The 11,969-nt window shown below is 64.8% G+C and carries 9 protein-coding genes; all 9 read right to left on the reverse strand.

Features of this window, described 5'->3' with window-relative positions; translation table 11 throughout:
* Nucleotides 1-181 precede the first annotated feature (181 nt).
* Complete coding sequence (locus tag DESPIG_RS02660) at nt 182-1,333, reverse strand: ABC transporter substrate binding protein (RefSeq protein WP_147589149.1); 1,152 nt, start codon at nt 1,331-1,333, stop codon at nt 182-184.
* A complete protein-coding gene (locus DESPIG_RS02665) occupies nt 1,330-2,523 on the reverse strand; it encodes an alanine racemase (RefSeq protein WP_006004734.1) in 1,194 nt (397 codons plus the stop codon). The genes DESPIG_RS02660 and DESPIG_RS02665 overlap by 4 nt, the downstream gene beginning before the upstream one ends.
* Nucleotides 2,516-4,006 (reverse strand): hypothetical protein, encoded by a 1,491-nt coding sequence (locus DESPIG_RS14005; RefSeq protein WP_006004736.1) that lies wholly within the window; start codon nt 4,004-4,006, stop codon nt 2,516-2,518. The genes DESPIG_RS02665 and DESPIG_RS14005 overlap by 8 nt, the downstream gene beginning before the upstream one ends.
* A complete protein-coding gene (locus DESPIG_RS02675) occupies nt 4,003-6,339 on the reverse strand; it encodes an MFS transporter (protein WP_081446803.1) in 2,337 nt (778 codons plus the stop codon). Before DESPIG_RS02675 ends, DESPIG_RS14005 begins: the two co-directional genes overlap by 4 nt.
* Nucleotides 6,336-8,408, reverse strand: a complete 2,073-nt coding sequence (locus DESPIG_RS02680; protein ID WP_006004739.1) for a PP2C family protein-serine/threonine phosphatase — start codon at nt 8,406-8,408, stop codon at nt 6,336-6,338. Before DESPIG_RS02680 ends, DESPIG_RS02675 begins: the two co-directional genes overlap by 4 nt.
* Nucleotides 8,405-9,703 (reverse strand): sigma-54 interaction domain-containing protein, encoded by a 1,299-nt coding sequence (locus tag DESPIG_RS02685; RefSeq protein WP_006004741.1) that lies wholly within the window; start codon nt 9,701-9,703, stop codon nt 8,405-8,407. The genes DESPIG_RS02680 and DESPIG_RS02685 overlap by 4 nt, the downstream gene beginning before the upstream one ends.
* A gap of 3 nt (nt 9,704-9,706) precedes the next feature.
* On the reverse strand, nt 9,707-10,750 hold the full coding sequence (gene sctU / locus DESPIG_RS02690) for a type III secretion system export apparatus subunit SctU (RefSeq protein ID WP_006004743.1): 1,044 nt from the start codon (nt 10,748-10,750) through the stop codon (nt 9,707-9,709).
* A 57-nt stretch (nt 10,751-10,807) separates the two neighbouring features.
* Nucleotides 10,808-11,644, reverse strand: coding sequence for a type III secretion system export apparatus subunit SctT (gene sctT, locus DESPIG_RS02695; protein ID WP_006004745.1), 837 nt, complete (start codon nt 11,642-11,644; stop codon nt 10,808-10,810).
* 63 nt (nt 11,645-11,707) lie between these two features.
* Nucleotides 11,708-11,965 (reverse strand): type III secretion system export apparatus subunit SctS, encoded by a 258-nt coding sequence (sctS, locus tag DESPIG_RS02700; RefSeq protein ID WP_006004747.1) that lies wholly within the window; start codon nt 11,963-11,965, stop codon nt 11,708-11,710.
* Nucleotides 11,966-11,969: the final 4 nt, after the last annotated feature.

Consider the following 11,969-nt stretch of genomic DNA (forward strand, 5'->3'; position numbering starts at 1 on the left):
GCGATATGGCCCTTGTTCAGCCGCCCGCTGATAGCGCCGGACAACAGGCAGAAGGAATGGCGTACACGAAAGACAGGCGGGAAAGCCCAGAGGGACCTGGAGTACAGCGGACAAAAAAGGCGCACCGGATAACGGTACGCCTTTTATATTTCGTTCCTTCTGAAGGAGGTTTCGCTGTGGGCTACTTCATCTCCTGATAGAATTCGTCCACGGCGGCCAGCACTTCCAGCGGCGGGTTCCAGCCGATGAGCGTGGCCATGAACAGGTTCAGAGCCATGCTGACGGGACTTTCGAAGACCGGCGACAGGTCACGCGGGCGTGCTCCCTTGAGGATGGCCTCCACCAGCCCGGCACTGAAACGGCCTTCCTCGGCCGTGTTGGACTGGGCCACGCTCAGCAGAGCCCCGTGGACCACGTCCGGTGCGCCCAGCTGGGAAAAGGTGGGGATGTGCGCATCGGCCAGCGGTTGCAGCACCTTGCGCATGGCAGCGGCCTGCAGACCGACGTTATAGGTGAGGTAGACGGCCTCGGCCCCTTGTTCCACCAGTTTTTTATGGCAGGCCAGCAGGCGTTCGGAGGCGAGGTCCGCATCCTGGATGTCGAAGGTATCGGTACATCGCAGCAGGGTGACGCCCAGTTCCCTGGCGGCATCCTCGATCTCGTTGAGGGCGATGCTGCCGCGGCCTGCCGGAGTATCCTCGTAGGCGATGCCGAGCTTTTTGAACGCGAAGATATCATGGAACAGCAGGACCTGGCGCTTGAAGCGGTCAGGTTCGATGGGGGCCACCAGATTGTCCCGTCCCGAATCTTCCACCGAGGGGATGATGCCCGCATCCACCGCATCGGTCACGGACGAGACGATGACCGGGACAGGAAGATCCTGCGCGGCAAGATCCTGTCCGGCCCAGGTGCCGAAGGCCAGGACCATGTCCACGTCCTTCTTTTCCCGGATGCGCCGCAGGACGTCCTGACGCACCTTTTCCCTTTGCCGGCTGTCCCATCCGGCGGAATAGAAACCGTCCGCCAGAAAGACAAGGTGCTTGCCGCCCGCATGCTGGTGCAGCCATTCCCACATGCCGCGGGCCTCTTCGCTGTCCTTGGGCAGGGGCACATGCCCGTTCTCGATCAGGCCGCGTTCCTCCAGCCCCAGGGCCAGTCCCTGGAAGATGCGCTGGTAATCGGAAAAGGGGCCGCCTTCCACATAGATCACCCGCCATACTCTGTCTCCGGCAGGAGCATTCCTGGCAGAGGCGGCAAAGGCACAGTCCGGGAGCAGCAGGGACAGGAGCAGCAGACAGGCAAGCATTGGGGCGGCATATCGTGACGTCTTCATGAAACCTCCGAAAGGGACACCGTTCCCTGATGGGGAGCGGTAGGCCGGGAGTCGGGAAGAGACCGTCCCGGCAGAATATCGTGGATGAGGGTCTTGCGGATGTGGGGCATGCGGCAGGTACGGGCCACGGCCCAATAGGACGGGATGAAGTGGATATGTTCTCCCGGCACGGGCACCTGTGGGCAGCCGCTCATGTCCAGGATGGCATAATTGCCGCTGAAGTCGGAGATCCGCCAGTCCGGACGGGCCAGAGAGAGGCCCCGGACGTCCGTGTGCAGGCTGCCGCAGTCCACCAGTGCCCGGAGCCGTTTTCCCAGATCGGGGCAGTCTGCGGGCATCCCCCGCCCGTTGTGAACGCTGTGGCGGGGTGGGTGGATGTCGCGTTCCGTCACTTCCAGCACCGTGGCCGACAGACGGAAGATGTCCTGCCGAAAGTCCCCGGCCAGCAGGGCTTCTTCCCGGTACATGTCCCGGCCGAGCAGCAGGGGATCCCCCATACGGAATTCCATGATACAGCCGGGCGGCCAGTGCGGCCCATGCCCGTGGCGGCGGGCGAACCAGTTCCAGAAGATGCTCCCGCCCAGGCTGACCCGGTGCAGGGCGTGCCCCAGCAGGTCCCCGGCCCGGGCGGCCAGGGCCTCGAGCCGGGCCATGTTTTCGTCGTCCGGGCAGGTACCGTACAGGCAGCCCAGGTTGACGCCGATGCCCGCCACATGGGCACCCGGGCCATGGGAGGCTCGCTGCGACGCGGCAGCCACGGCCCGCAGCAGGGCAGGGGCCTCATCCAGCGGGATACCTTCGCGCATGTCGCCTATATCCACCATGAGAAGGGCCCCATGACGCAGGCCCGCGGCACGGGCGGCGGCATCCAGGGCCAGGAAGGTCGCCTCGCAGGAAAAGGAGCTGCGCTCGAACAGACGGACGACGTCGTCCGCCCGGTCCGGGGGCGCCAGATTGATCAGGATACGCCCTGTGCGGTCAGGCGGCTCCGGGCCGTAAAGAAGATGCTCGGTCATGTCCGCGATGCCGTAACAGGCATAGCCCTGCGTGCGCAGGAAATCGACGATGTCCGGGTGGGAGGCCACCATCTTCAGCACCGGCAGAAAGCGAAAACCCCAGGCCTGCTCCTGACGCTGCACAAGACGCAGGTTATGGGCCAGGGCATCCATATTTATCTCCAGTTCAGGCATGGGGCATCTCCAGGGTGAAAGGCGCAAGGAAAGGCAGGCTCCCGGCGGGCGGGGCCTGTTGCAGGAGCTGCTCCAGCAACTGCGGCCGCATATCCTGACCTGACAGGTCTTCATAATGATACGGCAGCGAGGCCGCCAGAGCGTGATCGACCCGGCAGTCCCGCAGGGACTGCCACAGGGCCGGAGAAAGGCCGCCGGCCAGCCAGAGGTCCGCGGCACCGGCTCCCCGGCCCGTCTGCTGCAAAGGACCATCAGGGCAGGACAGACGCAGGGGCAGCAGTCCCGTGCAGGGCGGACAGGGGCGGAAGGACCCGGAGATGCGTTCCGCCAGTGCGTCTGCGCCGCAGTGCCGCAGGGCCGTACAGATGCCCCGGATCATGCGCGGCAGGTATGAGGTCTGGAAAACACCTCCGGCACAGCGCAGGCCCCTGGCCGCCGCCACGGTGGCGAAATAGAGGAAAAGTGAAGGAAGGATACGTCCTTCCTTCAGGGCCTTGCCCAGAGTGCGGGCATCCAGCGGCAGGCGCCAGTTGCTGTCCCGGGCCGCCTCCAGCGAGCGGAAATCGCGGGCAGGCCGCAGGGCCAGGGCCCGTCCTTTGCCGTCCACGCCCCAGAAGAGGAAGGTACCCCGTTGCAGGCTCTGTGCGTCCCCGGTCCAGCAGGCCCGCTGCCCGTTGAGGGCCTCCCAGACCGCGGCGGCCAGAGGCGGATGCAGGAGCAGGTGCCGGACAAGACTGTCCGGATGTTCCAGATCGGCCGAGATCAGGCGGCCGCACAGCCATTGCATGTCCAGCGAGACCAGGGGCGGGATGTCACAGTTTTCCGGAATGACCTGCTGCCACAGCAGGGCATTCATGATGCCGGCCTGATCCCGGAACGTATGCTGCTCTAGGACGCGGGGATGCCGGTAGACGGCCTGGACAAGACGGTCCAGAGCATGCGTCTCTTCCGGCTGACCGGGAAGGTGCGAGGGCAGGGTGACCTCGGCGGCGGTGAACGCCGGGCGCACGCTGATGAGCCCATGCCGGTCTCGTCCCGGCAGGATGGGCAGTTTGCGGCTGCGGAAACTCACCTCTCCCGGGGTGCCGCATCCCAGCAGTATGCCGCGCGGATAGGCCACATTGTTGGCCGGGACAGCGCCACAGTTGAACAGGGGCACGGCATGGCGGCAGCTCATGGCGAACAGCAGGTCGCCCTGGAAAAATTCCGGATGGAAGTCCACGCCGTGATGGTTGGCCGTAAGGGCATGGAGATCCGTTTCCAGCTCACGACGCAGGGCTTGTCCCACGTCTGCCGAATACAGCCGGGCGCAGGTCGAGGCGGCCAGCTCCTCAAGGTCATCAGCGGCTTGCGGCGGCCGGGGCAGGGAGGCCTCTGCGCCAAAGCCTGCCGCATAGGCCGCCAGTGTCTGCGCTCCTGCCCGTTCGAAGGCCGCCAGCGCGTCCGGGCAACGACTGCGGATCCACTCCCGGGCAAGGGTCATGCTCTGTCTCCCGTATGCCGGGCCGGACGGACCAGCAGCAGGAAAAGAAGGGAAATGGCCACCAGGATGATGCCTGCCCAGCGGGCGGCGTCATCCACGCTCATGATGGCCATGACCGCCCCCACGCAGACCGGGCCGATGACCTGTCCCACGCGTTGCAGGGCATCCAGCAGGCTCATGGCCTGATCCACACCGATGGCCCGGGCGATGTCCAGCTCCAGCAGGAATTCGCTCTGGGCCGGGATGTTGAGACCGGTGGCCAGTCCCAGCAGGATGGAGCCCGCCACTGACGCCGGCAGGGGGGGCAGGATGCAGAAACAGGCCACGGACAGGGCTGACAGGATGCCCGCCCAGAAAAGGAGCGGGCCTTTGTGCAGGCTGTTGCCGACCAGGCGGGCGAACAGGGGGCCGCTGTAGATGACGATGAGGCAGTTGAGCATGTAGATGCGCCCGATGTTGGACTGGGCCACATCGGCCTGCTTGAGGAAGACAGGCAAAAAGTAGTTGAGAAAGCCCACGCAGAGCAGGGCCGAAGGCAGCAGGGCCAGCAGGATGAAGGCCAGGAAGTGGCGGTCCGCCAGCAGACGGCGGATCTGCGGCAGGGTCAGTCTGGCGGTCGGGGCTTCCTCCTGGGCATCCGCTCGTTCTTCCTGTCCACGCAGCAGGCGCAGGGGCACCAGGGCCAGACAGGCCAGGATGACGGCGGAAATGACGAAGACGGGGCCATAGCCCAGGCGTTCGGCCAGCATGGCCCCCAGAGCGCTGCCGCACAGGGATCCGGCATAGACACCGGCGAACATGTCGGCCAGTTTGCCGTCCCGCACCGTATAGGCCTGGGCCGTGAGCAGGGAAAGTCCGTACCCCAGCCCCACCAGGGCGCGGGCGGCGATGAAGAGCCAGGGGTTCCAGGCTAGCATGGAAGCCAGATAGCCTAGAGCCATGCAGATGATGCCGGTCATGAGGGGCGGCCGGGCCCCTTTACGCTTCATCCAGGTCCCGGCAATGAGCACACTGAGGCCGGTCATGCCCATTTCGGCGGAGATGGGCAGGCCCAGCAGCACGTCGCGCGGGAGCATGCCGGACGTGGTGAGTTCGGCCATGCGCAGGGGGATGAAGGAGATGGTCATGTCCATGGCCAGGATGAAAACGAACATCAGCGGGCGGAACAGGGCGCTGCGGTGGGCGTGGGTCTGCGTCGTCCCTTGCAGGCGGGCCTCCAGACTGCGGGAAAGCAGCAGGAACATCTCCACCATGAAGATGAGGGAGATGACCACCAGGGTCAGGATGTCCAGTCCGTTGGCTATCAGGCGTTCCAGCCAGGGGCCGCGCGTGAGGGAGGCCCGCAGCTTCCAGCCTTGTTCCGGCGAATCCCCGCTGACGGAGAAGGACGAGGCCAGCTCCAGCAGGGGGAATTCCTCGCCGCGCGGCAAAAGTTCGGGAAGAGGTCCGGAAGCATGGCTTGAAGCAAAGACCTTGCCGGAAGGCGCGAGGACCTCCAGGACAAGATCCTCACCGTGGGCCGTGGCGGCCCGGGTCAGATAGGCGGACAGGCGGCTGGCATCATCCAGGGAGACGCCTACCAGCAGCAGGCGGTTGAGGTCTTCGGTCAGGATGGCGCCGGTATGTGCGGCATCGTTCCTGAGTCCCTGCGTGTACTGGCGGCTGACGGCATGCAGGGCCAGCGTTCCATTGCCCAGCATGAGCAGCAGGAAGACCGCGATGCACAGGTTTCGAGGCATGCCGCCGGAACGGCGCAGGCCGAGGCAGAGCGACAAAAGCAGGATCCCCGCTAGGGCCAGTCCGCCCTGGAAGAGCAACTGCTGCCGGAATAGGTCCTGGAGCGTGGCGTCCAGGCTGCGGGAAGGCATCCAGACCGCGATATGCCCCACGATGCGCTCGTCCCGGTCCGCGATGGGGGCCAGCAGCAGCTCCCCGTCCTTCAGGGAGAGGATAGTCTCCTTCCCCGTCTGCGGCAGACGGTCGCTGATGTCCGGCAAAAGCGGGAAGCGGCCCCAGTGATGCAGGGCCTTGCCCCGGGCATCCAGTACGGCCAGGGGCATATCCGCCGCCTGGCCCACGCTGGCCAGCAAGCGGTCGACATTGTGATAGGTCTCCAGCTTTTTGCCAAAGCGGATCCCTATGGCCATGCGGCTTTTCAGGGCAGTGGCCGCCACACTGGCCGATGCCTGCGTCCCTTCCCGTGTCGCGGTGCGCAGGGAGGAGTAGAGCAGGGCATCGTACAGCAGCAGGCTGCACAGCAGGATGGCGATCCATCCGGTCAGGATGCGGCCAAGGGGCTTGTGCCGGTCCATCGAGGGGCAAGACTGGTTCATGAAGACGTCCGGGCAGTGGAAGTGGGCTGGGCCACGCTCGCGTTGTGGGTGCGGCAGAAGGCCAGCATGGTGATGTCGTCGGATTGCGGCTCTTCGCCCCGGAAGCGGACAAGCTCCGAGAAGATGAGCGTCAGCAGCTCCCGGGGCGAGGCTCCGCGATGGGCGGCCAGGAAGTCCTGCAACCGGGCCTCACCATAGAGCTCCTTGTCGCTGTTCATGGCTTCGGTCACCCCGTCGGTAAAGATCAGGCAGGTCTCCTGTTCCTTGAGGGTATCCGTGAACAGCGTGTATTCCATGTCAGGGATGACGCCCACCAGCGGGCCGCTCAGCTTGTCCAGCATGCGCGGCGGGGCGTCCGAGGCGGCATCGATGATGTAGGGCGGACAGTGGCCGCCGTTGGCATAGCTCAGTTCGCCGCTTTTGGGATCATACAGGGCCAGGAAAAGGGTCACGAACATGTTGCCCGGGTTGTGGGCCTCGAGCATGGCGTTGACCCGCGACATGGCGGCCGCCGGATCGAGCCCGGAGCCGAGGGCGTAGCGCACGAGAGTGACGGTCATGGACATGAACAGGGCCGCCGGGACCCCCTTGCCGGACACGTCCCCCAAAACAAGGGCCCGCCGGCCGTCGCTGGTGACGAAAAAGTCGTACATGTCGCCGCCCACTTCCTTGGCGGGATCCAGAAAAGCCGAGGCCCGGAAACCGCACATCTCGGGGGCGCCGTCCGGGGGCGGCAGGATGCCCATCTGGATCTCGCGTGCGGCGGAGAGCTCGCCCTCCATGCGTTCCTTGCTGGCGGTGGCTTCCATCAGGTTGCGGATGTTGGTGGCAAGGGCCCCGCCCAGATGGGCATAGGCCCGGGCCAGCTGGCCCAGCTCGTCACGGCGCTCCAGCGGCAGCCCCTTGCTGAGGAGAGGCTCGAGCCGGTCAAGAGCATCGGGGGCGGCAAAATCCACGTTGGCCAGCTGGCGTGTCTTGCGGGTCAGCAATTTCAGGGGGCGCAGCGTCCTGATGAGCATGAGCAGGGCCGTCAGAGCCACCAGCAGCATGATGGGCAGGCTTACGGCCAGCAGGCTGGCCAGCAGGCTGTCGGAAGGTTCCTGAATCTCGTCCAGGGGAGCCGTGAGGGCCACATACCAGCCAAAGGCCCGGATGCTGCCCAGCAGACAGAGCATGTCTCCCTGTGCCGACGGCAGGATGACCTTGCCCATACCGGTCCGGCGGGCTTCCGCACGGGCCGCGTCGAGACCGTCAGGAAGCAGTCCGTCACCGCCGGAGACCAGGATATGTCCGTCACCATCCAGCAGGGCCACGAGCCCGCCGGGGTAGAGGGACATCTCCCTGAATTTTTCCCGGGTGTCCTCCAGCAGTTGTGCCTGGGCCCGGGCGGCCATTTTTTCCAGATCGTCCAGAGGGATCATGGAGACCAGGATCTCCCGTGACGGCCTGTGGCCGTCCAGCGGCAGAAAGTAGGCCAGCACAGGACGGTAGGTGCCGGAGGGGATCATGCGGCCTTCGTTGGTGGCCACGAGACGGGGCAGGTCAAAAACGGCAAAATCACCGTCCCGGGACAGCTGTTTGAGCAGGCGCTGCACAGGTCGTTGCTTGACGTCCTGCAGGCCGGACGACAGGCCCAGCAGGCTCGTCTGGCCGTTGAGGAGTTTTTCCGTATCCAGGATCTCCATGCGGATGCTGTCGACGTCATCCACCAGACCGATACTGGCGGCATCCATGGCGGACAGCAGGGGTTGCAGGACGGTATGGCCCTGTCCGCTGCCCGCTGCCTGTTCCGGGGCCAGGGCCTGCAGCAAGGTCTGGATGCGGGCGGAGGCGTCCCGCAGCTGTGCCTTGCGCAGGAGCACGGAGCGCACCTTGGCGGCCAGATGGTTGAGGGTGGCCGTGTTGAGGCGCTCCTCTTCCACCAGCAGCAGAGTGGCGAAATTTTTTTCTTCCATCCCGATCATGGTCTCCCCGACCCGCTGCCAGGTCAGGTAAAGGACCAGCGCCACGGTAAGGGCCACGGAACAGACCACCAGCAGGGCCAGGCGCAATCGCAGGCTCGCGTTCATGCGTCCTCCCCGTCATGGCCGTGAGCTGCCGTCCTGTCGAGGCGCAGCAACTTTTTGCGCAGGCCTTCCCGGGTGATGCCGAGCAGTTCCGCCGCCCGGCTCTTGTTGCCCTGGCAGGCGTCGAGGGCCCGCTGTACCAGCAGGCGTTCCGCCTGTTCCAGATTGAACGTCGTCCGGATGTCCGGCAGCGGTTCCCGGGGGGATGTATCGGCTGTCTTTATGCCGCCGTGGCGTGCCAGGGCGGCCAGCAGCTTGGGAGAAAGATCCGAGGGGCGGATGACCGTATCCACGGTGAGGGCCGCGGCCCGCTCCATCTCGTTGCTCAGTTCGCGCACATTGCCGGGCCAGTCATAGGCCAGCAGGCACTGCTGGGTGGCCGGGGCCAGACTCAGGGCAGAGCGTTCCATATTGTGCGCATGCTGGGCCAGCAGGTGCCGGGCCAGCAGCAGGATGTCGTCGCCCCGTTCATGCAGGGGAGGGAGCGTCAGCTCGGCCACATTGAGGCGGTAGTACAGGTCCTGCCGGAAACGCCCCTGGGCCACGGCCTGCCGCAGATCCACATTGGTGGCCGCGATGACCTTGATGTCCACGGGCACGGGCCGGGCGCTGCCCACGCGCAGGACTTCCCGCTCCTCGAGCACGCGCAGCAGCTTGGCCTGATTGGGCAGGGACATGTCCGCCAGCTCGTCCAGGAAGAGCGTCCCGCCCGAGGCCTCTTCCACCAGGCCGCGGCGGGCGCTGACACCGGTGGCCACGCCTTTTTCGATGCCGAACATCTCGCTTTCGAACAGGGAATCAGGGATGGCCGTGCAGTTGACGGCCACGAAGGGGGCATCGCGCCTGGGGGAGTGGTAGTGGATGGTCTTGGCAAAGATCTCCTTGCCCGTACCGGAAGGGCCCAGGATCAGGGTGTTGATGGGCCGCCGGGCGATGGCCAGGGCCTGGGCCACCACCTGCCGCATGGCCGGACAGCGGCCGATGATGCGGCGGACGTTGTACTCCTTTTGCAGGGTCTCCACCACCTGCCTGTTCTCTTCATGCAGGCGCAGGCGGCTTTTTTCCAGCTCTTGCGAGAGCTGGTCCACCTTTTCCAGCAATTCCGCCCGGTGGAACTCGCGGGCCTCCACCTTGACGATCATCATGCCGAAGGCTTCGGCCAGGCGTTCCAGCTCCGGCGAGGAGCTGCCTTCGCGGGTCAGGGCGAACAGGGCGTCTTCATCCGCGGGGCGTCCCCAGGCGAGGTCGTCGCACAGGCGTATCAGCAGGGCAAGGGTTCGGGCGTTCTTTTCGTGCATGGCTTATCCTTGGCGCAGGGATTGCACCCAGCGCAGCACTTCCGCCACGGGGCCGATGAGGTCCTGGGGGATATAGGCGTTTTCCGTGCCTTGCTCGTACAGACTGCGTGCCAGCGGCACGTTGCGCATGATGGGGATGCCCTCTTCCCGGGCTGTCTCGATCATGCGCTGGGCCAGCACGCCCTGGCCCTTGGCCAGGATGACGGGCAGGGGGGTCCTGTCTTTTTCATAGTCCAGGGCCACGGCAAAATGGGTGGGGTTGGTCACAAGTACCTTCGCTTTCCTGACGTTGGCGATCTGGTTCTGGGCGATCATCTCCTGGTGCAGCTGCTTGCGCTTGCCCTTGATGAGCGGGTCGCCCTCGCTTTCCTTGAATTCCCGTTTGACTTCTTCCTTGCTCATCATGTGCTGTTTGTTGAACTGCCACCTCTGGAAGCACCAGTCCGCGGCGGCGATGACGCAGAACACGCCCGCCGAAACAAGGACGAGGTCACCGCAAACGGAACCGAGAAGGCGCCACATGTCGCCGATGTCGCCTTGCGGGATGCGGAACAGCTGCGGCATGTAGTCGGAAAAAATGACGTACACGCTGATGCCCAGGATCAGCACCTTGATGATGTTCTTAAGGAACTCCACCAGGTTCTTGAGGGAAAAGACCTGCTTGAACCATTTGTTCATGCTCAGGTTCTCCAGCTTGGGCATGGCGGCCTGCACGGAGAACAGCACGCCCACCTGCATCAGGTTGGCACAAAGGGCCACGACCATGACCATGCCGATGAGCGGCAGGGCCACACGCAGGGCACAGAGCAGGGTGGACGTGACGGCCAGGGGCAGGGCCTCCTCAAAGGGCCTGTCCATGAGCAGCATGGGGGCCTCGCCCATGGTCTGCATGGTATTGAGCATGTCGGAAGACATGGCCAGCAGATAGACGGCCACCGCCATGACGGTCAGGGCAGAGGGCACGTCCTGGCTTTTGGCGACCTGTCCTTTTTCCCGGGAGTCCCGCAGGCGTTTTGGGGTCGGTTGTTCAGTTTTTTCGCTGCTCATAGGCTCAAAGTCTCCCGCGCTCCGCGGCTGCCGTCATGGCCTGCGGGCATGACGGCATCAGTTCCCTCCCGGCAGGAGATTGTTCAGCTTGAGGATGGATTCCCGTGTAAAATCAAAAAGTTCCGGTGCGTGCGACAGCAACAGCCCAAAATAGAAGCACAGCAGGAAGGCCGCGATGCCGCACTTGATGGGCATGGCCAGCACATACACGTTGAGCTGGGACGCAAAACGGTTGATCAGGCCCAGGGCCACGTCGGTCAAAAGGCAGGCCGCCGCGATGGGCCCGGCCAGCAGCAGCATGTGGCCCATGAGCCAGCCGACCTTTTCCGCAAAATACAGGGGCGCTCCCTGGGGCACGTCCAGAGGCAAGAGCTGCGTCACCGGCCAGATGCCGTAACTGGCGTACACCAGCCCCACGAAGGCCAGGAACGCCCCGGAAGTATAAAAGATGTAGACCAGGCTCTGGAACAGGAGCTGGCCCAGGGGGCTGCTCTGGTCACCGGAAAGGATGTCCGCTCCTTCGGCCATGGTGGCGCCCCGCTGGTTGTCCATGAAAAATCCGGCACTTTGCACGGTCCAGAAGACGATGCCCGCAAGAAAGCCGATCATCAGGCCGAGCACGGCCTCCTTGAGCAGGAGCAGGGCCAGCCGTCCGCCCACCGCCAGGGAGAGCGCTGCGGAGAGCGTGATCTCGTCGGTCAGGTGGCTGACGATGACGGGATGCAGGGGCAGGTACAGGGCCAGCACCAGCAGCAGGCGTATCTGGCCCGTCACTACCGCGGAGCCCAGAAAGGGCGCCACGGTGACCAGGGCGAAGAGCCGCGGCATGCCCAGCAGCAAGGCCGTAAGGTGCCCGTAGACCCCGAGTTCCTGCAAAAATTGCGAAAAATCCATGCGTGTCCTGTCCGTGCGTATCCTGGGGCCAGGCTTGCCGCCATCGATCTCCGGGCCTGCCGCTCAGAGCAGGTAGAAGCGGTTGAAGATGTCCTCGCTGTACCGCAATATCTCGCCGCTCAACCATTTGCCCATGAGGAAGAGCGTCAGCCCCACGGCCAGCAGCTTGACGCCGAAGGCAAGGGTCTGTTCCTGCAGCTGGGTGATGGCCTGGATGAGACTGAGCACGATGCCCACCACCGAGGCCACGATGATGGGCGGCAAGGACAGGATCATGACCAGGTACAGGGCCTTGACGGCGTAATCGATGGCAAGTTCCATGCCT

Source organism: Desulfovibrio piger ATCC 29098 (assembly GCF_000156375.1).
Lineage (GTDB): Bacteria > Desulfobacterota > Desulfovibrionia > Desulfovibrionales > Desulfovibrionaceae > Desulfovibrio > Desulfovibrio piger.